This is a genomic window from Lederbergia citrisecunda, assembly GCF_018343695.1.
Taxonomy (GTDB): domain Bacteria; phylum Bacillota; class Bacilli; order Bacillales; family Bacillaceae_C; genus Lederbergia; species Lederbergia citrisecunda.
The window spans coordinates 3,751,577-3,774,956 of record NZ_JAGYPJ010000001.1; the positions used below are offsets into that span (position 1 = coordinate 3,751,577).

The window sequence follows — 23,380 nt, forward strand, 5'->3', positions numbered from 1 at the left end:
AGATTGTTCCTGAACCCATTTAGATGTCGGGGGCGGTACAGATGAATTTAGTACTAATGGGCCTTCCTGGTGCTGGGAAAGGCACTCAGGCCGATAAAATTGTAGAAAAATATGGGGTTCCTCATATTTCTACAGGCGATATGTTTCGTGCTGCCATGAAAGAAGGTACGGAACTCGGATTAAAAGCCAAATCCTTTATGGATAAAGGCGAGCTTGTTCCGGATGAGGTAACCATTGGCATTGTCCGTGAACGATTAAGTAAAAATGATTGTGAAAATGGCTTTCTATTAGATGGTTTTCCTAGAACGGTTGCTCAAGCAGAAGCTCTTGAAAATATTCTAGTTGAAATTGGCAAAAAAATAGATCATGTCATTAACATACAAGTGGATCAAAGCATTTTGATGGAGCGCCTCACTGGCCGACGGATTTGCAAAAGCTGTGGAGCTACTTATCATCTTGTATTTAATCCACCAACTGAACCAGGTACTTGTGATCGCTGTGGCGGAGAGCTTTATCAACGCCCAGATGATAATGAAGAAACGGTTCAAAATCGTCTTGAAGTCAACATGAAGCAGACACAACCGTTACTTGATTTTTATCAAGGGAAAGGTTATTTGAAAAACATCAATGGCCAACAGCATATTGATCAAGTATTCTCGGACATTGATTTACTGCTAAAAGGTTTGATATAATGATTATTTGTAAAACCCCTCGTGAAATAGAAATCATGAGAGAAGCTGGCAGAATTGTTGCATTAACTCATCAAGAACTACAAAAGCATATTCAGCCAGGTATTACAACAAAAGAACTCGATGCCATTGCGGAAAGGTTCATTACGGGTTTCGATGCAATTCCTTCTTTCAAAGGTTACAACGGATTTCCCGGCAGCGTTTGTGCTTCCGTCAATGAGGAGCTTGTTCATGGAATTCCTGGGAACCGAGTTTTAAAAGACGGCGATATTATCAGTATTGATATTGGAGCCCAATATAACGGTTATCATGGTGATTCAGCTTGGACCTATCCTGTCGGAAACATCGATGCGGAAGCAAAAAAACTTCTCGACGTCACAGAAAAATCTCTCTATCTTGGCTTAGAAGAGGCAATGCCGAGTGTACGTCTTTCTAATATATCGTATGCGATTCAATCATATGTAGAATCCAATGGTTTTTCAGTTGTCCGAGAATATGTAGGACATGGAATCGGCCAGAATTTACATGAGGATCCTCAAATTCCTCACTACGGACCACCAAATAAAGGCCCACGATTAAAACCCGGAATGGTGCTTTGCATTGAACCAATGGTAAATGCAGGGAGCCGCTATGTGAGAACTTTAGTGGATAATTGGACTGTTGTTACAGTAGATGGAAAAATATGTGCACATTTTGAACATACTATTGCCATTACAGAAACTGGTTACGAGATTTTAACAAGAATTTAAGCGTAGGTGATCTGGTTGAATGAGTCTGATTCGACCCCCCGTATAGGTCAAATTGTACTTATCAATAAGGGACGAGACGCAGGACAATTCGCGGTTATTATCCGGCACATCGATGAACGGTTCGTTCTAATTGCGGATGGGGATAAAAGAAAATTCGATAGTCCTAAAAAGAAGAACATCCAACATCTAACGTGTTACGACTATGTTTCTACGGAAGTTCAGAACAGTTTAATCGAAGCAGGAAGGGTCACGAACGGGAAACTTAGATGGGCACTTGGTAAATTTGTAGAAGAGAAACTGGATGTTTTAGAGAAGGGAGATAGCTTAGATGGCGAAAGAAGATGTAATTGAAGTAGAAGGAACAGTTGTTGATACTCTGCCAAACGCAATGTTTAAGGTAGAATTAGAAAATGGTCATACGGTGCTTGCACATGTATCTGGAAAGATTCGTATGCATTTTATTCGTATTTTGCCTGGTGACAAAGTAACGGTGGAACTTTCTCCGTACGACTTGACACGCGGAAGAATCACTTATCGTTTTAAATAAATAACATTGCACTCCGGACTACTAAGGAGGTTATAAAACATGAAAGTCAGACCATCAGTTAAGCCAATCTGTGAAAAGTGTAAAGTAATACGCAGAAAAGGCAAAGTAATGGTTATTTGTGAAAACCCAAGACATAAACAAAAACAAGGATAAGAAGGAGGTGCGCTTATATAATGGCACGTATTGCTGGTGTAGACATTCCACGTGAAAAACGTGTAGTCATTTCTTTAACATATATTTATGGAATCGGTAAAAATACTGCTTCTAAAGTTCTTGCTGAGGCGGGTGTTTCAGAAGATACACGCGTTCGCGATCTTACAGATGATGAACTTGGAAAAATCCGTGATATCATTGATACACTTAAAGTTGAAGGTGACCTTCGCCGTGAAATTTCATTAAACATTAAACGTCTAATGGAAATCGGTTCATACCGTGGCCTTCGTCATCGTCGTGGTCTTCCTGTTCGCGGGCAAAACACGAAAAACAACGCTCGTACTCGTAAAGGCCCTCGTAAAACGGTAGCAGGTAAGAAAAAATAATAAGTAAAGGAGGTAACATGCTAACATGGCACGTAAAACTACTACTCGTAAACGTCGTGTGAAAAAGAATATTGAAACTGGTATTGCACACATTCGTTCTACATTTAATAATACAATCGTAACAATCACTGATTCACAAGGTAATGCTATCTCTTGGTCTTCAGCAGGAGCGCTTGGTTTTAAAGGTTCACGTAAATCTACACCATACGCTGCGCAAATGGCTGCAGAAACAGCTGCTAAGACGTCTATGGAACACGGATTGAAAACTCTTGAAGTAACAGTAAAAGGCCCAGGTGCAGGACGTGAGGCTGCAATCCGCTCTTTACAAGCAGCAGGACTTGAAGTTACTGCAATCAGAGACGTTACTCCTGTTCCACATAACGGATGCCGTCCGCCAAAACGTCGTCGTGTATAATGATTCTTGTATAAAAAAAGTATTCTTTGGTTATAATGGGAGAATATGTTAATTTATGCGCGAAATGAATCAATTCTTCATCCAGTTGTTGCACAAATGGGAATGTAACAAGGGGAATTTCGGGAAAATACACTCCGAGATTTCGACGTTTTGAAGGAGGGTATATTTGAATGATCGAAATGGAAAAGCCGAAAATTGAAACGATTGAGATCAGCGATGATGCTAAATATGGAAAGTTCGTTGTAGAACCACTTGAGCGTGGGTATGGTACAACTTTGGGTAACTCCTTACGTCGTATCTTATTATCCTCTCTACCAGGTGCTGCTGTTACATCTATCCAAATAGAAGGCGTACAACATGAATTTTCTACAATTGAGGGTGTCGTCGAAGATGTTACCTCTATCATCCTTAATATAAAGAAACTGGCTTTGAAAGTTTATTCTGACGAAGAAAAGACTTTAGAAATCGATGTACAAGGTGAAGGTGTAGTAAAAGCGTCTGACATTATGCATGACAGTGATGTAGAAATCTTAAATCCTGATTTACACATTGCTACATTAAGCGAGAATGCGAATTTCCGTTTACGTATGAATGCAAGACGAGGCCGCGGATATACGCCAGCTGATCTAAACAAAAGAGATGACCTACCAATCGGTGTCATTCCAATTGATTCAATCTATACTCCGGTATCACGTGTAAACTATCAAGTTGAAAATACACGTGTAGGACAAATGACAAACTATGATAAGCTTTCGCTGGATGTATGGACAGATGGAAGCATCGGACCAAAAGAAGCTATTTCTTTAGGTGCCAAAATTTTGACAGAACATCTGAATATCTTTGTTGGATTAACGGATGAAGCTCAGCATGCAGAAATTATGGTAGAAAAAGAAGAAGATCAGAAGGAAAAAGTCCTTGAAATGACAATTGAAGAACTCGATCTTTCCGTTCGTTCTTATAACTGCTTAAAGCGTGCTGGAATCAATACGGTCCAAGAACTGGCTAATAAGACAGAAGAAGATATGATGAAAGTTCGTAACTTAGGAAGAAAATCATTGGAAGAAGTAAAAGCCAAATTGGAAGATCTTGGTCTTGGACTTCGTAAAGATGACTGACCTCTTAAATAAAGGTTTACCAACCTCTAAAATGCTTGAACGTTATAAATATTATCAACGAAGGAGGGAAACTTGATGTCTTATAGAAAACTAGGACGTACGAGCTCTCAACGTAAAGCAATGCTTCGTGATTTAGCAACAGACTTAATCATTAGCGAACGCATTCAAACAACTGAAGCACGTGCGAAAGAACTTCGCTCAGTTGTAGAGAAAATGATCACTCTTGGAAAACGTGGTGACTTGCATGCACGTCGTCAAGCTGCAGCCTTCATTCGCAATGAAGTAGCTAATGCCGAAACAAACCAAGATGCTGTTCAAAAATTATTTACTGATATCGCTCCACGTTATGCGGAACGCCAAGGTGGATACACTCGTATCATGAAACTTGGACCACGTCGCGGAGACGGTGCACCAATGGTTGTTATCGAGTTGGTATAATACATTTATCGAAAGGGCAGGGCATCGAGTCTTTGCCCTTTTGATAGATAGCGAAAGCGCTACAACATTTTGATAAACGTAGATGATAAAGCTAAAAAGAGCGTTACGATAGGCACTTATGTTTTTATTGGTTAGTGCAAGCAACTTGCGCTTTTGGTTAAGTGAAAATCCTGTCTAGCTCAATGCGCCTCCTCCCCTTATTCTGATTAGATCCTAGGATGGATTTGGAAATTGTTACAACAATTTCTTGGAGTGAGGTGCAGGCTTTTTTTCTATTTACGGACATATTTTTTGTTTGCTCTATTGAAAGTAGAAAAAAATTTTTTTTGCTTTCAGCGCCATTTGACTAGCAAATAACCGGTCCATTTCCTTAAGAAAAGTCCCAAATGGACGAGACTTGTCGTGTTTCCTTTCGCAAGTCTTTGGACAGAAAATTTGTACGTCGATAAGCAAGGCGCTTTAGCTTTTCGTATTTAGTTAGCCGAGCCGAGAGGAGAACAGACATGGCATCTTCATCCGTTATTTCTATTAATCAAGTTTCATTTAAATATGAAGGCCAGGAATCGAATGCCTTGAGCGATGTATCTATATCAATACCAGAAGGCGAATGGTTAGCGATCGTAGGTCATAATGGTTCTGGAAAATCTACATTGGCCAAAATATTAAACGGCTTGCAGTTTCCTCAAAGTGGAAGTGTGTTAGTTGATGACATCTCCTTAACTCCAGAGTCAGTTTGGGATATTCGCAAATTAGTAGGGATGGTTTTTCAAAACCCGGATAATCAATTTGTAGGAGCAACGGTACAAGATGATGTGGCTTTTGGGTTAGAGAACAATGGCGTTCCACATGAAGAGATGTTACTACGCGTTAAACAAGCTTTAGAACATGTTAAAATGATTGATTTTCTTGACCAAGAGCCACACCATCTTTCAGGTGGCCAAAAACAGCGTGTTGCCATTGCTGGAGTGATTGCACTGCAGCCAAAAGTAATCATTCTTGATGAGGCAACATCTATGCTTGATCCTTTAGGGCGAGAAGAAGTAATTAGGACTGTTAGGGATTTGAAGAATGAGCAAGGTTTAACGGTTATTTCGATTACACATGACCTTGAAGAAGCAGCACAGGCTGATCGGATAGTCGTTATGAACAGAGGTACCGTTTATACTGAAGGTACGCCTGATGAAATTTTTCACCTTGAAGAAGAACTGGTTAAACTTGGCCTCGATATTCCGTTTCCGATTAAAATGGCCAATGCTTTACGGGAAAAAGGATTTGAGGTTCCCCGAAACTATTTGACAGACGCAGAGTTGGTGAATGAGTTATGGACATTACACTTCAAAATGTAGAATATAAATACCAGATTAACACTCCGTTTGAACGTCTCGCCATTCAGGATGTTAACATATCCATTCCGCAGGGAACTTTTTTGGCGTTGATTGGTCATACTGGATCTGGTAAATCAACGGTTCTCCAACATTTAAATGCACTGCTAAAGCCAACAAAAGGAAAGGTCCATATTGGGGACCGAGTCATCGATTCGGGAAAAAAAGAAAAGAACCTTAGACCAATCCGTCAAAAAGTAGGCATTGTTTTTCAGTTTCCTGAACATCAACTATTTGACGAAACAGTTGAAAAAGATATTTGTTTCGGTCCATTGAATTTTGGTGTTTCTGAGGAAGAGGCAAAGCGTAGGGCAAGAGAGTTAATTGTCGAAGTCGGTCTTCCAGAAGAGGTACTACAAAAATCACCTTTTGATTTGTCGGGCGGCCAGATGCGGCGTGTAGCAATCGCTGGTGTGCTGGCGATGGAACCCGAAGTACTTGTTTTAGACGAGCCAACAGCCGGTTTAGATCCTAGAGGCCGCACTGAAATTATGGAAATGTTTTATCGATTGCATAAGCAAAAAGGCTTATCTACGATACTCGTGACACATAGTATGGAAGATGCAGCAAAATATGCCGATGAAATTGTGATTATGCACCGTGGACAAGTAAAAAAGACAGCGGATCCGAGAATGATTTTTTCCAATCCTGAAGAATTATTGGAACTAGGACTAGATGTACCTGATGTAGTAAAGTTCCAATATATGCTGGAACGAAAAATGAATAGAAAAGTAGGAAAGACCTGTTTATCGGTTGAAGAGCTGTCAGAGGCTCTGAAGGAAATGCAGGAGCGAGGTGATTCGCTATGATGGAGAAAATGATTTTTGGTCGCTACATACCTGGAAACTCAATTCTCCACCGCCTCGATCCACGTTCCAAATTATTGTTCGTTTTCGGCTTTATATGTATTGTTTTTCTTGCAAATAATATTTATACGTATAGTGTACTCGTACTGTTTGTAGGATTGATCATTTTATTGTCTAATATCAATCTTAAATTTCTAATCAATGGTTTGAAGCCAGTTCTCATTCTCGTGATTTTTACATTTTTCTTGCAGATTTTTTTCAATAAAGAAGGAAATGTTATATTTTCATTGGGTTTTGTCAATATTTACGATGAAGGTTTGCGGCTAGGGATTTTTATATCATTGAGGTTCACTTTACTCGTATTCATCACATCCTTATTAACATTAACGACAACGCCCATTACGTTGACGGATGGGATTGAAAGTTTACTAAACCCATTGAAAAAAGTAAGGTTCCCAGTTCACGAGCTAGCGTTAATGATGTCCATTTCTCTTCGATTTATTCCGACCTTAATGGACGAAACTGATAAAATCATGAAAGCTCAAATGGCAAGAGGTGTTGATTTTACTGGTGGACCTTTCAAAGAACGAATCAAAGCAGTCATCCCATTGCTTATTCCTCTCTTTGTCAGTGCATTTAAACGAGCGGAAGAGCTAGCAACAGCCATGGAAGCTAGAGGATATCGTGGTGGTGAAGGTCGAACAAAATATCGTCTCTTAACATGGGGCTTGCCTGATACAGCAGTAGCTGCCGCTTTGATTCTGCTAACGGTTTTGCTAACCTTTATAAGGTCATAATGAAGGATTGAACAACATGCAACGATATAAAGGAATAGTCGCTTATGACGGATCAGGTTTTTCAGGATACCAAATTCAGCCAAATGGAAGAACAGTCCAAGAGGAGATAGAAAAAGCACTTGGAAAAATGCATAAAGGAAAACCGGTAAGTATAGTTGCTTCAGGTCGTACTGATGCGGGTGTACATGCTAAAAGACAAGTCATCCATTTTGATTCAGCGTTGCAGCTTCCATCAGAGCGCTGGGTAAAAGCAGTAAACGGTTTGTTGCCGGGAGACATTTCAGTAATGCAAGTAGACGCTGTTTCTTCAGATTTTCACGCTCGTTTCGATGCGAGCGGAAAAACGTATAAATACGTCGTATATACAGGCTCCATTCGCGATCCGTTTAAGCGTCATTATGCAGCACATTATCCGTATAAAATAGACATTGCAAAAGTGAAAAAAGCTTCCGAATTTTTGACTGGAACTCATGACTTTACAAGTTTTTGTTCAGCTAAAACAGAAATGGAGAAAAAGGTGAGAACCGTAACTAATATTAGCATTGAGCAAAATACTGATGAGATCGTGTTTACATTTACCGGGAATGGCTTTCTGTACAATATGGTGAGGATCATGGTAGGAACAATGCTTGATGTCGGAACAGGGAAGATCGAACTTCAAACCATTCCGAGTATCTTAACTGGAAGAGATCGTACGCTTGCAGGTAAAACGGCTCCCGCGGAAGGATTGTATTTGTGGGAAGTCTACTACTAGTATAGCTTCTAGCGGGTTTGAGGTACTTGTCCATCGATTTTATCGAAGCTTAGGGCCTCAATAGCCCGATTGAGGTACTGAGCCAGTGATATTATCGAGGCTTAGGGTCTCAATAACGATATAGAGGTACTGAGCCAGTGATATTATCGAGGCTTAAGGTCTCAATAACGCGATTGAGGTACTTGGTCAATGAATTCGACGGTGCTTAAGGTCTCAAAAGCGGATTTGAGGTACTAGGCTAACGATTTTAACGGCTCTTAAGGTCTCAAAGGCGAGATTAAGGTACTTGGCCACCGATTTCAATAATGCTTAGGGTCTCAATGGGCAAGATTAAGGTTCTTAAGGTCTCTTTCCATAGCTGCACGGCTTTTATTGTACGAGATCTGAATGGAATTGCATAATTCCAAAAAACAACATTTTTTTATGAAACAACTTCACCTGGTGTTCAAAAATTTCTTGACTTTACTTGTCAAAAACGATATCATATCCTATGGTATTGTTTTTAACCCCACGATAAGCCCCGGAAACTTATTGTGATTGAAATAAATACGAACTTGGAATTTTGTTAAATTTAGGAGGGTAATCAATGCGTACTACGTATATGGCTAAAGCCAGTGAAATCGAACGTAAATGGTACGTTGTAGACGCTGAAGGCAAAACTCTTGGTCGTCTTGCATCAGAAGTTGCGTCCATTTTGCGAGGTAAACATAAACCAACTTTCACGCCACATGTTGATACTGGCGATCATGTAATCCTTATTAATGCTGATAAAATTGAATTGACTGGTAAAAAGCTTTCTGACAAAATCTATTACCGCCATTCAGGATTTGCAGGCGGATTGAAAACTAGAACTGCTGGAGAAATGCGTGCAAAGTATCCAACAAAAATGCTTGAGCTTGCAATTAAAGGCATGCTCCCTAAAGGTTCTTTAGGTCGTCAAATGGGTAAAAAATTGCACGTTTACGCTGGATCTGAGCATCCACATCAAGCACAAAAACCGGAAGTATACGAGCTTCGCGGGTAAATTAAAGGGAGGGCATTACATTGGCACAAGTTCAATACTATGGTACAGGTCGCCGTAAAAGCTCTGTTGCCCGCGTACGTTTAGTACCAGGCGAAGGCCGTATCATTATTAACGATCGTGATGTAGAAGACTATATTCCATTCGCAGCTTTACGCGAAGTCATTAAACAGCCACTTACAGCAACTGAAACAGTAGGAAACTACAACGTTCTTGTTTCTGTAAAAGGCGGCGGTTATACAGGTCAAGCAGGAGCTATCCGTCACGGAATCGCTCGCGCTTTGCTTGAAGCAGATCCTGAATACCGTGGAACACTTAAGCGTGCAGGTCTATTAACTCGTGACCCACGTATGAAAGAACGTAAAAAATACGGACTTAAAGGCGCACGTCGTGCACCACAGTTCTCAAAACGTTAATCTTAATAAAAACATTAATATATCAACGTTTACAGGCTATCTCTTTTATGAAGAGATAGCCTGTTTTTGTTTATGGAAAAGTAAGTGAATGTAATTAATTCACTTAGTGCTTTTGAATGATTCATCAAGAAATATCTTTTCAAGAGATGGCTGTCCGCTTCTACATGTAGACATCTATTTTATATTGACTAAAAGCTCGTATGATTTCAGCAATTTTTTTCTCATGATCAAGTGTAATGGTTAAATACGACTCTGTTGTTTCTAAGACCTTCCCCACTGAATGAAGCCATTGTTTTAGAGTAAGCTGCTCTGATTTAGAGATCAAAGAATGCTTAGACTTTGCTGTGAGCGTTGATCGATAGTAGGATCTAAATTTGTCCATTGTGCCGATTTTAATTACATGACCATCTTTCATAATGGCGATTCACGTACAAATTTTCTTCACTTAATATGTAAATGCTTTGTAAATAAAAATTTTACAAAATCTTAGTGTTGCAAGGGTTTTTGCTTAATATTTGTTTTGTATATTTATTGTGTAATACAAAATAAAAACAAACATTCGGGAGGAAAATGACCATGTCTTGGATTCGTAATTGGAAAAAAGGAATCATCGGTGTAATGACTATTTCAATGTTAGCAGCTTGTTCATCAAACAATAGCATGAATGGTTCAAGTGCAGGCGAGGAAACGGATTTTAACCAATTGACATTGGCTCAAATAGAAGAAAAAGCAAAAGTAGAAGGTAAAGTAAATTCAGTAGGGATGCCGGATACTTGGGCAAACTGGGTGGAAACTTGGGATGAGTTGGGAGCAAAGTATAATTTGCAACATTCGGATACAGATATGTCTAGTGCAGAAGAGCTAGCGAAATTTGCAGCAGAAAAGAAAGATGCAACAGCTGACATTGGTGATGTTGGAATTGCCTTTGGGCCGATTGCAAAAGAGCAAGGTTTGACTCTTTCTTATAAAACATCTTACTGGGATGACATTCCAGCTTGGGCAAAAGATGATAATGGAGACTGGATTGTTGGATATACAGGCACGATGGCTTTTATTACCGATAAAAATAACGTAAAAAATGCACCCGCGTCTTGGGACGATCTAAAAAATGGAAATTACAAAGTTAGTATAGGGGACGCCCTAACTGCAAACCAAGCACAATTCGCTATTTTAGCAGCTGCCTATGCATTCGGCGGAAACGAAAAGAATATTCAACCTGGTATTGATTTCTTTGCAGATTTAGCAAAACAAGGCCGATTATCTGCTGGGGATCCAAGTGTTGCTAATCTTGAAAAAGGCGAAATTGATGTTGCTTTAGTTTGGGATTTTAACGCACTAGGCTATCGTAAACAAATTGATGAAGCGCGTTTTGACGTAACGATTCCAGAAGAGGCTTCTGTTACATCTGGTTATGCCACTGTTATTAACAAGTACGCAAAAAATCCGCATGCGGCGATGTTAGCTCGTGAATACATTCTTTCAGATGCGGGGCAAGAAAATTTAGCAAAAGGATATGCTCGTCCAATTCGTGAAAATGTTAAATTATCAAATGAAGTTCAAGCTCTTTTATTGCCAAATGAAATGTATAAAAATGCTCAACCAGTGAGCGATCAAAAAGCTTGGGAAGACACAACAAAAAAGATTCCGCAAATGTGGCAGGAACAGGTGTTAATCCATGTCAAATAATCGCTTAATCCTGGTCGTTGTGGATGCGTTACGTTTTGATACAGCATGTTCACATATGGGATTTATGCAGCATCTTGTTGAACAAAGAAAGGTCGCACGTTATGTAGTGAAGTCGGAAGTCCCTTCGTTATCTCGGCCGTTATACGAAACCATTTTAACTGGAACGCCACCTTTCGTTCATGGCATTGTCGGCAATGGGGTCATTCGATTATCAACACAAGAAAGTCTATTTCATTTAGCAAGACGCAGCGGGAAGAAAACCGCTGCAGCTGCTTATTATTGGGTAAGCGAGCTATATAGTCATGCGCCTTTTCGACATGGAGTGGATCGAATTCAATTGGAAAAAGACGCTCCAATTGAAAATGGACTATTTTATTTTGAAGATCATTATCCAGATAGTCACTTATTCGCCGAAGCACAGTGGCTTGTTTCAGAAAAAAATCCGGATTTTCTCTATATTCATCCGATGAATGTAGATGATGATGGACATAAATTTACAGCGGATTCTGTTCAATATAGAAATCGCGTTTTGGCTACAGATGCCCTATTGGCACAGACGTTGCCTATTTGGTTGGACCTTGGTTATGACATCATCGTAACAGCTGACCATGGGATGACGATTGATGGTAATCATGGCGGCAATACAACAGCTGATCGCCATGTTCCGTTATTTATTGCTTCTAATAAAGTGAAACCGATTATTCAAGAGCAGATCGTTTCACAGTTGCAAATAGCGCCGCTTGCATGTCATTTACTCGGTATTGATCCATCTGAAGCAATGGCCCCTCTACTCATGCCGGGTCTAGTCGATCAATAAAGTAAAACTTCTATCAGTGGGGAAGTTAGGACTTAGCGTTCTTCAGTAGCCTTCCTCCCTTCTGATAGTTAGTTAAACTAATCTGTGATAAAAGGGAGACATCAAGATTATGAATGGAAAAAAAAGCGTACTTCTCATATTAGTTCCGTTCGCTTTATTGATGACGTTCTTCTTTCTCGTCCCACTCATTTACATGTTGGTAAGCAGTTTTTCTAATAGTTATGGGTTTACTTTAGAACATTATCAAGAAGCGTTATCAAGCTCCTATATTTTGCAAGGGTTTAAAAACAGTTTCGCTTTGTCTGTCGTTTCAGCATTCATTGCCCTCGTCGTTTCTTTATTTGGGGTGTTTGCGATGATGTATTTTCCCGAACAGATCCGCGAAAGATTATTGATTCTATCCAATTTAACCTCTAACTTTTCTGGTGTTCCACTTGCTTTTGCATTTATTGTGCTACTAGGGAATAGTGGTCTTTTTACATTAGCGCTTCATTCATTTGGCTGGGACTTATCCTTTTCTCTTTATAGTTGGTCAGGTCTTTTACTCATTTATATTTACTTTCAACTTCCTCTGGCAATTATGCTTTTATATCCAATTTATTATGGAATTCAACAACAGTGGAAAGATGCCGCAGCGTTATTAGGAGCTTCATCGGTAACATTTTGGAGAAGAATCGGTCTGCCCATCATATTCCCCGGTATTGCAGGAACGTTTACCATTTTGTTCGCCAATGCGATGGGGGCCTATGCATCGGCTTATGCTTTAACAGGGAGTAATTTTAACCTAACATCCATTCGGATCGGGGCATTGATTACAGGAGATATCTTTGCTCAACCAGAATTAGCGAGTGCGATTGCAGTCCTACTTGGTATGATCATGATTATCGTTATGTTGCTTAGTGAATGGCTCGTCAAAAAAACGAGAAGGGATTTGTTGAAGCGATGAAAAAATTTACAATCATTATGCTCACCCTGATCGGATTATATTTAGCTTTGCCGATTCTCGCAACAGCGTTGTATGCATTTTCAACAGAATGGAATAAAACCATTTTACCGGAAGGATTAACATTCGAATGGATTGGTACGCTCTTTCAAGATGCTCGCTTTATCGAAGCGTTCGGCCGATCTGTTCTTCTTTCAGGAGGAGCGGTTATCATTTCAATTTTGTTTATAGTGCCGGCGATTTTCGTGATCGTCTTATACTTTCCAAATCTAGAAAAGTGGTTTCAGGCAAGTATTGTGATGGTGTACGCTTTCCCAGGTGTTATTCTAGCCGTTGGTTTAATTCGATTTTATTCAGGAACAAGTCTGCCAATGATACTCACTGTAGTAGGAGTATATGTCATTAGTGTCCTTCCGTATATGTACCAAGGAACACGAAATAGCTTGAGGAATGTGCAAGGCCGTCAACTAATGGATGCGGCAGAATTATTAGGTGCTTCAAAAATAGACGCTTTCCGTAAAGTATTGCTTCCGTCGGTATATCCGGGGTTATTCGTTTCAGCATTGTTATCGTTTTCCGTATTATTTGGTGAATTTGTTTTGATTAACCTTGTTGTTGGTTCTCGTTTTGAAACTGTTCAAACTTATTTAATGGCGAAATTAAGTACAAGCGGTCATATTGCGAGTGCAATTGTGTTCGTATACATCGTGTTGATGGGGATTTTGACGATGGTGATGGCGCTATTAACGAATAAAACGAAAGGGATGACGCGTACATGAGTCAAGTATTGTTAAAAGACGTCCATAAACAATATCGAGATACTAATGTTCTAACTGGAATCGATATGAATATTCAAGACGGTGAATTTGTTACGTTACTTGGACCAAGTGGCTGTGGGAAAAGTACGATCTTACGTATTTTGTCCGGTCTAACAGATGCGACTGGCGGTACGGTGATGATCGATGGAAAAGACATGAAGAATATTCCCCCTAAAAAGCGTAAAGTGGGTATGGTGTTTCAATCATATGCACTATTTCCGAATATGACGGTGTTTGAAAATGTTGCATTTGGTTTAAAAATGAACAAAAAATCAACAAATGAAGTGGAAGAACGTGTAGAAAGTATGTTAGAGCTTGTTGGTCTGCAAGAAAAGAAAAAGTCGTATCCGCATGAGCTATCTGGCGGTCAGCAGCAACGGGTCGCACTTGCTCGCTCACTCGTTGTTCGTCCGAAGGTATTGTTACTTGATGAACCGTTAAGTGCGCTTGATGCACAAATTCGGAAGCATTTGCAAGTCGAACTACGTATGATTCAACGTGAATTGAATATGACGATGATTCTTGTTACACATGACCAAGAAGAAGCGATGTCTGTATCTGATCGCATTTTCGTCATGAATAAGGGGAAAATTGCGCAAGAAGGAACACCATCTGAAATTTATACAAGGCCTAAAACCGAATTTGTTGCAAATTTTATTGGCCGATATAATGTTTTTTCAAAGGAGCAACTTGGTACTTTGCTTGGGGAAAATATAGAGATGTCTGCAGATAAATACGCGATTCGCCCTGAATCGATCCATATACAATCACAACCCTCCTCCTACCCATTACGAGCTATTGCCGGCGATTCTGTTATGAATGGAAATGTGATCCGGACAACATTTTATTCCGATGGCAAGCAATTTACGACGGAACAATTACATCACCGTGCCCCAACTTTTGTGCACGGGATGGAGTATCAATTATTTGTCGAACCAGAGGATGTTATTGCTTTATCATGAATGATATAAAGGAAGAACGACAGCGGCTAATTATTCAATGGGTGAAAGAGGAGAAGCGTGTATCTGTTGCAAAAATGGCGACAACGTTTTCTGTCACCCCAGAAACGATTCGCCGAGACTTGAACGAGTTAGAGGAGATGGAACAGTTAACTCGAATACATGGGGGAGCTGTCCCGTTTACAAAACTAGAAGAAGAACAAGCCTTTTTACGAAAACTTGATATCAATCGGAGCGAAAAAATACAAATTGCTTTAGAAGCGATATCACGAATTGAAGATGGAGATACGATTGCAATCGATGTTGGAACGACAACGGTTCATATTGCTGATTACATTCGAGATTTACAGAGTTTAACAGTTGTAACGAATTCGATTGCTGCAGCCGATCGTTTTAACCAAGCAATTGAGGAAAAGAGAGTGACCGGAAAGGTGATCATGCTAGGTGGGGTGTCGAACCCCGCGCAATCCTCTGTCTCAGGTGCCATGACACTCGAGTGGCTAAGTCATATGCATTTGGATAAAGCGTTTATTTCCTGTGGCGGAATGGTTGGAGATACAATCTATGATTATGATTTAGATGAATCGCTCGTTTCAGCGAAAATGATGGAGTGCAGTAAGAAGTGTATTTTGCTCGCGGATTCATCGAAAATAGGTGTTCCTTCATTCTTTTCTTTTGCACAGGCGAACCAATTCGATGAAGTCATAAGTGATCAGCTTTGTCCGATAGAATGGAATAATTGGTACACAAAATGGACGATCGTAAAGGAGAGTCAAGTAGAATGTTAATCGATTATCACGTACATCTAGAAGAAGGACCATATTCGTTTAGCTGGCTTGAACGAACAGCGAAAGCCCTCGGATATTTTCAACCAAATGAATTGTTTGAACACGGGTCGAGAGCTAAGATTGAATTCCAAATGAATCAGCTGCAAAAACGATTGAATGCTGGCTGTTATAGTCAAGAATGGTTGGACTTATATTTGAAAAAAGCAAAGCAAGTCGGTTTGAAGGAAGTTGGAATTGTCGATCATTTGTATCGCTTTAAAGAAACGAAGAATTATTTTGAATCCGCGTTAAATTTAGATCCATCTAATTCAATTGGCGCATTGCAGTCATATTGGTTGAAAAATGTCATGACAGAAAAGATGGACGAATTCGTTGAAACTATTTTAGCTGCAAAAAAGCGCTGGGAAAATGAAGGCGTCTCATTAAAGTTAGGCATTGAAGCGGATTATTTTGTCGGGCAGGAGCAGGATCTTGCAGTACTTTTAGATGGAAAACCATGGGATTATGTAATTGGTTCTGTTCATTTTGTTGATGGATGGGGATTTGATAATCCACAAACCGTATCTCACTTTGAAAAACTAGATTTAACCGAGTTATATACCCGTTTTTATGAAACAGTTGAAAAAATGATACGGTCAAAGATGTTTGATTTTGTTGCACATTTAGATAATTTAAAAGTATTTAATTTCAAAGTAAACAATGAATCTTTTAATCAAGAATGGTATGAACGTATAGCAGAAGCACTTATAGAAACGAATACGGCTACAGAAGTGAATGCAGGTCTATATTATCGCTATCCAGTTAAGGAAATGTGCCCATCCGTTGATTTCTTAAAGACAGTCGTTAAGAGGGGTGTTCCAATTACCCTTTCTTCTGATTCACACTTTCCAGATGATCTTGGCAAATATATTTCAGAAAACAAGTCATTATTACAGCAATTAGGAGCTCCAAATATAGCAACCTTCCAGCAAAGAGAAAGAATAATGATACAGATCCAGTAAAATGGGTCTGTTTTCTGTTAAAATCGGCATAACAGCGTGCCGTATTGCCGACCATGCCCAAGCAAGGCACAGGCACAATCATTGTGTTCAGTTTAGCTATGGGAATCACATCTTTAGAGGGAGGCTCGGTGTATAGTGCCTCTAAGTTCGCTTTGGAAGGGTGGATCGAGGGCCTGAATATGGAATTGAAAGGCTTCGGTATTCGTTGTATGCTAGTAGAACCGGGTCCTTTTCGTACAGACTTCTACTAAATTACTGATATTGAGATTGCCAACTATAAACAATAACGTGAAACGATGCGTAATTTCTACTTTTCGGGACACCAACAACGATCTGGTGACCCAGTAAATCTTGCCAGTGGACTGATGACAGCAATAAATGATTCAAACCCTCCTTTACGCCTGTTAGTCGGTATTGGTCTAGCGGGTTTTATCAGTCAATATCTACAGAACCGTTGCTCCGAGTATGAGGCTTGGCGTGAAGTGTCCGACAGCATTAATTTTGATTAAGACCAAGTATAAATCCAGCTATGTGCTGTCTAAGTAGACATAGATAAATGGGTTAGTCCATTGAATTTTTTCAATTTTCAAGAAAGGAGTATGGACCATGTCGAACAAGACATCACTCTGGACAAAAATATTTATTTTGCTCATGTTAGCGAATGCTTTTTCTTTTTTTGCATTTGATATATTATTGCCTACACTTCCACTTTTTTTATCAAACCAAAGTGGGTTTAATACCTCACAGATAGGTTTGGTTATCGGCAGTTTTACATTTTCCGCAGTATTTATTCGTTTTTTTACTGAGATTTTTACAAGTCGATTTGGAAGAAAGAAAGTTTTAGTGACTTCGATTCTTATTTGCTTAATTTCAACCCTTGGTTATTACATAGCGAACAGCTTTTATCTTGCTCTTTCCCTTCGTATTTTTCACGGTTTTGGTTTAGGTTTGTCCATTACCATTCTTACTACTTTAGCAGCTGAGATCATTCCAAATGAAAGAAGGGGAGAAGGAATAGGGATGATTGGGAATGGTACTACTATTGCATTGGCGATATCGCCCTTTGTCGGTTTGTGGTTAATTAATTCTTATGATCCTATAATATTATTTATAACAGCAGGTGCTAGTGTACTCTTATTCTTAGTTTGTGTTAGTTTCATTTCCTTTCCGGAAAATCAAAAGAGCGAAAATCAAAAAGACCAAGCCTTATTACAGCAAATTATTGATCCATCTGCCATTATTCCTTCTTTTCTAATTCTGTTAATGGGTGTATGCATGGGCGGTGTAATGAGCTTTATGGCACTTTATGCAAAAGAATTAAACATTGAAGGCGTAGCATGGTTTTATTTTATTAACACAATAAGTGCATTTTTGATTCGATTCATTTCAGGGAAGACCTTTGACCGAATAGGTCCTGTTTGGGTGATAGTTCCAAGTACTATATCGATGATAATTGGATTTATTTTATTGTATCAATCCACTACATTATATGGCTTGTTAAGTGCGGCATGTTTATATGGAATGGGGCAAGGAGCTTTATTCCCAGCATTACAAGCTTGGGTATTGAATAAAACGACTCCGGATCGTTATTTAAAGGTAACCTCCATGTTCTATAATTCCCTTGATATAGGAATTGGAGGAGGGTCTGCTATACTCGGTTTAGTTGCGGCAAAAATAAATTATAGTACAATCTATCTAGTTTCAGCCTTTATCATGTTGGCTTTCCTAATTGTTTATTCTTCTTCTTTATTCGTGAACAAAAAGAAAGCAATGACATCATTCTAATATAAGTTATGGATAAAAAAAGAGAGCAGAGCAATGGTGATATGTTAATTAGGTGTACGTCGGCGCCACTATTTTAAAAACGTTAATATCGTTGGCATATAAACTTTTAGAGCCCTTTCCCTATTCTGTTGGGAAAGGGTATTTTAATGGGAAAAATGGATTTGAAAAACCCTTGAATATTCCTTCGACTAAAACCCGACATTTTCATTAAACCATTTTGCTGTTTTTTCTTGAGATATCAGATCATGTTAAATATAACAACATGAATTTGTAAAATGATTTCTTAGACTCTTTATTGACTGGTCAACCATATAACACTACAATGAGTAATGTGGGGAGGGGGAACCTTGAAAATTTGGAAGTTTAAAATAAACGAAAGTGGATTGAATCGATTTTTTGGACCTCTTGAGGCAAAAATTATGGATATCTTATGGAGTAATGATGAAATGACAATTAAAGATGTTCAACAAGTTCTTGACCAGGAAAAATCGATGAATTTCAACACAGTTATGACCGTCATGAATCGATTAGTCATAAAGGGAATTCTTCAAAAGAGGACCGAAGGAAGATCGTATTTATATAAACCCGTTCAATCAAGGGTCGAGTTTTTGAGTACTCAGTCAAAAGAAATGACATACGAGCTCATGGATGAATTTGGAAACGTTGTCGTAAGTCATATGCTGGATGCACTTGAAGAAGCTGACGATGATCTTGTCGCTAAACTTGAGCATAAAATCAAAGAATTGAAAAAGGGTATGTAACATATGTCTAAACGTCAATCATTTTTTATTCTTATCGTATCTCTTGTCATTTCGGGAACGATTTTGCTTCAGATGGGGTTATACGTAATCTCAGTGTTAGTAGGATGGAACGTGAAGTTTAACATCGTTACTGTATGCCACAGTTGGTTAAAAGCATTTGGACTATCATCTATTGAATATGTACTTGATGGGCTAGTTATCTATACGTTGCTATTTTCACTTTGGAAAATCGGGTCGCAATTGATTCAAACAACCAGAATGAAAAAGCGATTTCAGCAATACGAAGAGAAAAAACTTACTATTGAAATGAGTCAGGTATACGGAAGTGGAAAAGAAGAAATTTTAGTTCTTTCACATCCTACTCCAATGGCGTTTACGATGGGGTTTGTGAGTCCTAAAATCATCATCACAACAGGTTTAATAAACCTCTTAAATAATGATGAATTAAAAGCAGTTATTTCTCATGAAATGTATCATAAAGAAAATCGTGATCCGTTAAAAATCTTTTTGCTTTCACTCAGCTCATCAATAATGTGGTATATTCCAATTCAAAAGTGGTTTCATCATAAATATAGGGTTATTCAGGAAATATTGGCAGATGAATTTGCGATTAAACAACAGGAGACATATGTGAATTTAGGTAATGCTCTTTTGAAAATGTTGAAAGTAGGCAGGCAGGACAAAATGCCCTTTACATATGTATCATTCGCAGATACATCAGTAAATTATCGCATTGAATATATCCTAAATCCATTAAAGGAAGTCCAATTGCAGCTTCCATTAAAAATTGCATTCGTATCGGTAACCATTTTCTTTCTAATCTGTGGACTTTTTATTTACGCACTTGCGTAAATTTTTTACACCATTACACTACAATGTGTAGTTTTAAACAGGGAGTGTTGATATGTCAAAGAAAATATTTTGGATCATTGGTATTGTAGCTATATGTATCATAGGGATTATCGTGTTAAAAGATGTTCAACAGGAGTCGGTCGTTATTGACTATGAAAATCAACCGTTTTTAGGTGAAGAAACAGCACCTGTTGAAATTGTAGAATTTGGCGATTATAAATGTCCTCACTGTAAAGAGTTTAATGATAGTATTTTTCCCATTATTAATGAGCAATTAGTTGAAACGGGGAAAGCAAAGTTTTACTTTATTAATTACGCATTTATTAGCCCTGATTCAACTTCGTCTGCACGATTTGCTGAAACTGTTTATCAAGAGCTAGGTAATGATAAATTTTGGAAATTCCATCATTTGTTGTTTGCAAATCAAGTAAAAGAATCTGAAGAAATAAATCTTTTTACTAATGAATTTCTGGAAGCCGTGTTAGTAGAAATTGCAAGTCCCGAAGAAACTAAACAAGTTATGCTTGCTTACAATGAGGGAAAAGGGGATGCAGCTTTGAAAAAAGATTTGGCTATGGCAAAGAACTTAGGTATTTCATCAACACCATCGATCTATATTGACGGAAAACAATTTGAAGGTGGAAGCATGAATGATTTAATCGACATGGTGGAAGAGGCGACTGCAAGTGGTGAATAAGCCTCTTTTACTTGCATGGGTTACATCCATTATAGCGATGGGAGGGAGTTTATTCTTAAGCGAGCGGATGGGTTTTATACCTTGTACACTCTGTTGGTATCAACGTATCTTAATGTATCCACTTGTTATTTTTCTTGGAATAGCTTTCTACCGGAATGACCATGGCATTTATAAGTATATTCTGCCGGTGTCGGTAATTGGCATAATTGTATCTAGTTATCATTACGCGTTGCAAAAAATTCCCTCGTTACACGAATTCGCTACATGTACTAGTGGAGTTCCATGCTCAGGTCAATATATTAATTGGTTCGGCTTTGTCACAATACCATTCTTGGCGCTAATTGCTTTTACAATCATTACAATTATGATGCTGATGATGATGAAACGAAAATAATGTAGTTATCCATGTTATTATTTCGTCACTTTAATCCATTAAATTATTTATTTTTTAACATGAATAGGAGTAAATATGTCTGTAAAGAATGGTAAAAAAACAATTATATTCATATCTCTCGTTATTTTTCTTATTGTCTTGATTCCCTTTGTTTTAGGAATGATTAAAAAAAATCAGGTGGCGATGTCTAGTTATGATAAAACTTCTCCAGTTAGAGTTGGAGAAGTTACCTTAACAGTATCTGATTTGACTAACATGAGCGGGTTTTACCAGGGAATAATTGGGTTACAATTAATGAAAATGGAAGACAATCAGGCGTTGTTTACGGCTGATGGAAAAACCCCACTTCTTGTTCTTGAAGAAGAGAAAGACGCAGTAAATAGACCTATAAGAACAACAGGTTTATACCATTTTGCTCTTTTGCTCCCTGATCAAAAAACACTTGGTCAATATCTTATTCATTTAAGTGAAGCTGGTTATTTGGAAGGAGCTGCAGACCATCAATATAGTGAAGCGCTTTATTTGACTGACCCAGAAGGAAATGGGATTGAAATTTATGCAGACCGTCCATCAAATGAATGGATTAAAGATGGAAAAGGCGGGTATATTGGTGGAACCTATCAACTGGATACATTAGAGTTAACAAAAAAATCCAAAAGTGAGAAGTGGTCAGGATTGCCTGCGGATACTCGTATGGGACACATGCATTTGCAAGTAACTGATTTAGAAAAATCGGAAAGATTTTATGTGGAAGTATTGGGATTCAATGTAGTGGCAAAAAGCGATAGCCACCTTTTTGTATCGAAGGATGGTTATCACCATCATATCGGAATGAATATTTGGGCAGGAAAAGGGATTCCATCTCCACCAAACAATGCAAAAGGATTGAAGCATTACTCAATATTTTTAACGAGAACAGAATGGCACGAGGTCAAAGACAATTTAATCAAAAAAAACATTCAATTTGAGGAAAAAGAAAAAACAATCAAAGTGAATGATCCATCCGGGATTGGGCTTCAAATCACATATAAAAAATAAAGGCAATCTATTTTCGAAGTACAACATAACCATGAAAAAATCGACTTTGCCCCTCGAGATCTAAAGAACTTGAGGCAATAAAAGTCAACATGCAGACTTTTTTGCCTCAGAACATTGCGCTTGTCGGCCCGCAGGATGCAGGTCAGGAAGGCGTGCAACAGGACGTTGTGTTATTCCATCCTCTTTTCGTGCGCTGGCGCTTTTTTAAAAAAAGACAAAAAATGACCACCCTTATTTATTATGAATCTGAAAATGAAAGGATGGTCAATAAACCTAAGTTATGTTTCGAGATGTTTATGATGGATTAGAGTGAAGTGGGTGCCAACCTTTCTTTTTATTTGGAGATGGGATTATCCGATTCAACTGCTTTCCGCCCCGATGCTAAGTTTACTCCGACGACACCAAATGCGATAGCTAAACAAATGGAGCCTAACAAATTAATAATATTAGAAGACATGATAAAATCCGTAACACCCAGAACAGGGAAAATAATAAGTAACACCCCGACATAAGACGGATATACTTTTGCTCGAATACTTGCGATGCCGAGCAAAATAAAACCGATTAGAAATAGCAAACTTCCGCCAAACGCGAAAAATGCAAAGTTGGAAAAAAAGATATCCTTAATTGTATCTGGAGCTTGTTTAGCAAGTATTGGCATAACCGAGATGAAATAGGCGGACATAGCAATATGCAAAATAAGACTTATTACAGACAACAATACACCGATAAACCCTGTTTTTCCACCTCTTCCTCCAGACTGACTCAAATAAAATGCGGGGAGACCAATCAAAATCAATGAGTATACGGTTAACTCCAAAATGCTGATTGCATACGACAATGGTTTTTCAAGCTCGCTTAACGGAGCATCGATACTGGTGTCGATAAAAAATAAAAAAATGGATGTTAGGACACTACACGTAACCCCAATCAATAAGATGATGCCACTAAAACGATATAGGCTTTTAGAAGTCATTAATTTACCTCCTTTCCAACAGCAGAGCTAAGTACCTTTTGCACTACACTTATTTATATGATTTATTTTTCAATACTGGAATACTTCAAAAAATATTTTATGGAGCTCTATTGCATGAAACGCGTATCAGTTTCAGCACTTTTTGAGATTTTTAACTTGAACCCTTTTCAATTGAAAGGTAAAGTGATATTTGATTA

32 protein-coding genes are annotated in these 23,380 nt (G+C 38.6%); 30 read left to right on the forward strand and 2 right to left on the reverse strand.

Features of this window, described 5'->3' with window-relative positions; genetic code table 11:
* The first annotated feature begins 41 nt into the window (after nt 1-41).
* The 15 genes from KHA93_RS18310 to rpsI all read left to right on the forward strand — a co-directional run bounded on the left by KHA93_RS18310 (nt 42) and on the right by rpsI (nt 9,668).
* Nucleotides 42-692, forward strand: a complete 651-nt coding sequence (locus KHA93_RS18310) for an adenylate kinase (RefSeq protein WP_213112028.1) — start codon at nt 42-44, stop codon at nt 690-692.
* Nucleotides 692-1,438 (forward strand): type I methionyl aminopeptidase, encoded by a 747-nt coding sequence (map, locus tag KHA93_RS18315; protein WP_213112029.1) that lies wholly within the window; start codon nt 692-694, stop codon nt 1,436-1,438. The genes KHA93_RS18310 and map overlap by 1 nt, the downstream gene beginning before the upstream one ends.
* Before the next feature lie 15 nt (nt 1,439-1,453).
* On the forward strand, nt 1,454-1,789 hold the full coding sequence (locus KHA93_RS18320) for a KOW domain-containing RNA-binding protein (RefSeq protein ID WP_213112030.1): 336 nt from the start codon (nt 1,454-1,456) through the stop codon (nt 1,787-1,789).
* Nucleotides 1,767-1,985, forward strand: coding sequence for a translation initiation factor IF-1 (infA, locus tag KHA93_RS18325; protein ID WP_207521113.1), 219 nt, complete (start codon nt 1,767-1,769; stop codon nt 1,983-1,985). The genes KHA93_RS18320 and infA overlap by 23 nt, the downstream gene beginning before the upstream one ends.
* 39 nt (nt 1,986-2,024) lie before the next feature.
* Complete coding sequence (rpmJ, locus tag KHA93_RS18330; RefSeq protein WP_213112031.1) at nt 2,025-2,138, forward strand: 50S ribosomal protein L36; 114 nt, start codon at nt 2,025-2,027, stop codon at nt 2,136-2,138.
* Nucleotides 2,139-2,158: 20 nt separating this feature from the next.
* On the forward strand, nt 2,159-2,524 hold the full coding sequence (rpsM, locus tag KHA93_RS18335) for a 30S ribosomal protein S13 (RefSeq protein WP_213112032.1): 366 nt from the start codon (nt 2,159-2,161) through the stop codon (nt 2,522-2,524).
* 25 nt (nt 2,525-2,549) lie between these two features.
* The gene (rpsK, locus tag KHA93_RS18340; RefSeq protein WP_213112033.1) at nt 2,550-2,939 is read left to right on the forward strand and encodes a 30S ribosomal protein S11; all 390 of its coding nucleotides are present in this window, start codon (nt 2,550-2,552) and stop codon (nt 2,937-2,939) included.
* A 170-nt stretch (nt 2,940-3,109) separates the two neighbouring features.
* Complete coding sequence (locus tag KHA93_RS18345; protein WP_213112034.1) at nt 3,110-4,054, forward strand: DNA-directed RNA polymerase subunit alpha; 945 nt, start codon at nt 3,110-3,112, stop codon at nt 4,052-4,054.
* Nucleotides 4,055-4,129: 75 nt separating this feature from the next.
* Complete coding sequence (gene rplQ, locus KHA93_RS18350; protein ID WP_213112035.1) at nt 4,130-4,492, forward strand: 50S ribosomal protein L17; 363 nt, start codon at nt 4,130-4,132, stop codon at nt 4,490-4,492.
* A gap of 503 nt (nt 4,493-4,995) precedes the next feature.
* The gene (locus tag KHA93_RS18355; RefSeq protein ID WP_213112036.1) at nt 4,996-5,838 is read left to right on the forward strand and encodes an energy-coupling factor ABC transporter ATP-binding protein; all 843 of its coding nucleotides are present in this window, start codon (nt 4,996-4,998) and stop codon (nt 5,836-5,838) included.
* Nucleotides 5,814-6,683, forward strand: coding sequence for an energy-coupling factor ABC transporter ATP-binding protein (locus tag KHA93_RS18360; RefSeq protein WP_213112037.1), 870 nt, complete (start codon nt 5,814-5,816; stop codon nt 6,681-6,683). The genes KHA93_RS18355 and KHA93_RS18360 overlap by 25 nt, the downstream gene beginning before the upstream one ends.
* A complete protein-coding gene (locus KHA93_RS18365) occupies nt 6,680-7,477 on the forward strand; it encodes an energy-coupling factor transporter transmembrane component T family protein (protein WP_213112038.1) in 798 nt (265 codons plus the stop codon). The genes KHA93_RS18360 and KHA93_RS18365 overlap by 4 nt, the downstream gene beginning before the upstream one ends.
* A gap of 16 nt (nt 7,478-7,493) precedes the next feature.
* The gene (gene truA, locus KHA93_RS18370; RefSeq protein ID WP_213112039.1) at nt 7,494-8,231 is read left to right on the forward strand and encodes a tRNA pseudouridine(38-40) synthase TruA; all 738 of its coding nucleotides are present in this window, start codon (nt 7,494-7,496) and stop codon (nt 8,229-8,231) included.
* A 586-nt stretch (nt 8,232-8,817) separates the two neighbouring features.
* Complete coding sequence (gene rplM, locus KHA93_RS18375) at nt 8,818-9,255, forward strand: 50S ribosomal protein L13 (RefSeq protein WP_213112040.1); 438 nt, start codon at nt 8,818-8,820, stop codon at nt 9,253-9,255.
* 20 nt (nt 9,256-9,275) lie between these two features.
* A complete protein-coding gene (gene rpsI, locus KHA93_RS18380; RefSeq protein ID WP_213112041.1) occupies nt 9,276-9,668 on the forward strand; it encodes a 30S ribosomal protein S9 in 393 nt (130 codons plus the stop codon).
* A 160-nt stretch (nt 9,669-9,828) separates the two neighbouring features.
* Here the strand turns inward: rpsI and KHA93_RS18385 are convergent, their stop codons facing one another.
* Nucleotides 9,829-10,083 (reverse strand): hypothetical protein, encoded by a 255-nt coding sequence (locus tag KHA93_RS18385; protein WP_213112042.1) that lies wholly within the window; start codon nt 10,081-10,083, stop codon nt 9,829-9,831.
* Between the two features lie 215 nt (nt 10,084-10,298).
* On the opposite strand from KHA93_RS18385, the gene KHA93_RS18390 reads away from it, so the two are divergent.
* From KHA93_RS18390 to KHA93_RS18460, 15 genes are all read left to right on the forward strand, one after another.
* Nucleotides 10,299-11,354, forward strand: coding sequence for an ABC transporter substrate-binding protein (locus tag KHA93_RS18390; protein WP_432806356.1), 1,056 nt, complete (start codon nt 10,299-10,301; stop codon nt 11,352-11,354).
* The gene (locus tag KHA93_RS18395; RefSeq protein WP_213112044.1) at nt 11,344-12,171 is read left to right on the forward strand and encodes an alkaline phosphatase family protein; all 828 of its coding nucleotides are present in this window, start codon (nt 11,344-11,346) and stop codon (nt 12,169-12,171) included. Before KHA93_RS18390 ends, KHA93_RS18395 begins: the two co-directional genes overlap by 11 nt.
* Before the next feature lie 109 nt (nt 12,172-12,280).
* Nucleotides 12,281-13,117: an ABC transporter permease gene (locus KHA93_RS18400; protein ID WP_213112045.1), complete on the forward strand. Its 837-nt coding sequence runs from the start codon at nt 12,281-12,283 to the stop codon at nt 13,115-13,117.
* On the forward strand, nt 13,114-13,893 hold the full coding sequence (locus KHA93_RS18405; protein WP_213112046.1) for an ABC transporter permease: 780 nt from the start codon (nt 13,114-13,116) through the stop codon (nt 13,891-13,893). Before KHA93_RS18400 ends, KHA93_RS18405 begins: the two co-directional genes overlap by 4 nt.
* Nucleotides 13,890-14,894, forward strand: coding sequence for an ABC transporter ATP-binding protein (locus KHA93_RS18410; RefSeq protein ID WP_213112047.1), 1,005 nt, complete (start codon nt 13,890-13,892; stop codon nt 14,892-14,894). The genes KHA93_RS18405 and KHA93_RS18410 overlap by 4 nt, the downstream gene beginning before the upstream one ends.
* Nucleotides 14,891-15,679 carry a DeoR/GlpR family DNA-binding transcription regulator gene (locus KHA93_RS18415; protein ID WP_213112048.1) on the forward strand — a complete coding sequence of 263 codons (789 nt, stop codon included), beginning with the start codon at nt 14,891-14,893 and terminating at the stop codon, nt 15,677-15,679. Before KHA93_RS18410 ends, KHA93_RS18415 begins: the two co-directional genes overlap by 4 nt.
* Nucleotides 15,673-16,680, forward strand: coding sequence for a histidinol phosphate phosphatase domain-containing protein (locus tag KHA93_RS18420; protein WP_213112049.1), 1,008 nt, complete (start codon nt 15,673-15,675; stop codon nt 16,678-16,680). The genes KHA93_RS18415 and KHA93_RS18420 overlap by 7 nt, the downstream gene beginning before the upstream one ends.
* Before the next feature lie 44 nt (nt 16,681-16,724).
* A complete protein-coding gene (locus KHA93_RS18425; protein WP_267917534.1) occupies nt 16,725-16,931 on the forward strand; it encodes an SDR family NAD(P)-dependent oxidoreductase in 207 nt (68 codons plus the stop codon).
* Nucleotides 16,932-17,286: 355 nt separating this feature from the next.
* Nucleotides 17,287-18,465, forward strand: coding sequence for an MFS transporter (locus tag KHA93_RS18430; RefSeq protein WP_213112051.1), 1,179 nt, complete (start codon nt 17,287-17,289; stop codon nt 18,463-18,465).
* 347 nt (nt 18,466-18,812) lie between these two features.
* A complete protein-coding gene (locus KHA93_RS18435; protein WP_213112052.1) occupies nt 18,813-19,226 on the forward strand; it encodes a BlaI/MecI/CopY family transcriptional regulator in 414 nt (137 codons plus the stop codon).
* A gap of 3 nt (nt 19,227-19,229) precedes the next feature.
* The gene (locus KHA93_RS18440) at nt 19,230-20,078 is read left to right on the forward strand and encodes a M56 family metallopeptidase (RefSeq protein ID WP_213112053.1); all 849 of its coding nucleotides are present in this window, start codon (nt 19,230-19,232) and stop codon (nt 20,076-20,078) included.
* Nucleotides 20,079-20,130: 52 nt separating this feature from the next.
* The gene (locus KHA93_RS18445; protein ID WP_213112054.1) at nt 20,131-20,775 is read left to right on the forward strand and encodes a DsbA family protein; all 645 of its coding nucleotides are present in this window, start codon (nt 20,131-20,133) and stop codon (nt 20,773-20,775) included.
* Nucleotides 20,768-21,169 (forward strand): disulfide oxidoreductase, encoded by a 402-nt coding sequence (locus KHA93_RS18450; protein WP_213113027.1) that lies wholly within the window; start codon nt 20,768-20,770, stop codon nt 21,167-21,169. The genes KHA93_RS18445 and KHA93_RS18450 overlap by 8 nt, the downstream gene beginning before the upstream one ends.
* Nucleotides 21,170-21,244: 75 nt before the next feature.
* Nucleotides 21,245-22,207 carry a VOC family protein gene (locus tag KHA93_RS18455; protein WP_213112055.1) on the forward strand — a complete coding sequence of 321 codons (963 nt, stop codon included), beginning with the start codon at nt 21,245-21,247 and terminating at the stop codon, nt 22,205-22,207.
* 89 nt (nt 22,208-22,296) lie between these two features.
* Nucleotides 22,297-22,515: a hypothetical protein gene (locus KHA93_RS18460; RefSeq protein ID WP_213112056.1), complete on the forward strand. Its 219-nt coding sequence runs from the start codon at nt 22,297-22,299 to the stop codon at nt 22,513-22,515.
* Between the two features lie 26 nt (nt 22,516-22,541).
* Here the strand turns inward: KHA93_RS18460 and KHA93_RS18465 are convergent, their stop codons facing one another.
* Nucleotides 22,542-23,183, reverse strand: a complete 642-nt coding sequence (locus KHA93_RS18465; RefSeq protein ID WP_213112057.1) for a hypothetical protein — start codon at nt 23,181-23,183, stop codon at nt 22,542-22,544.
* Between the last annotated feature and the right edge of the window lie 197 nt (nt 23,184-23,380).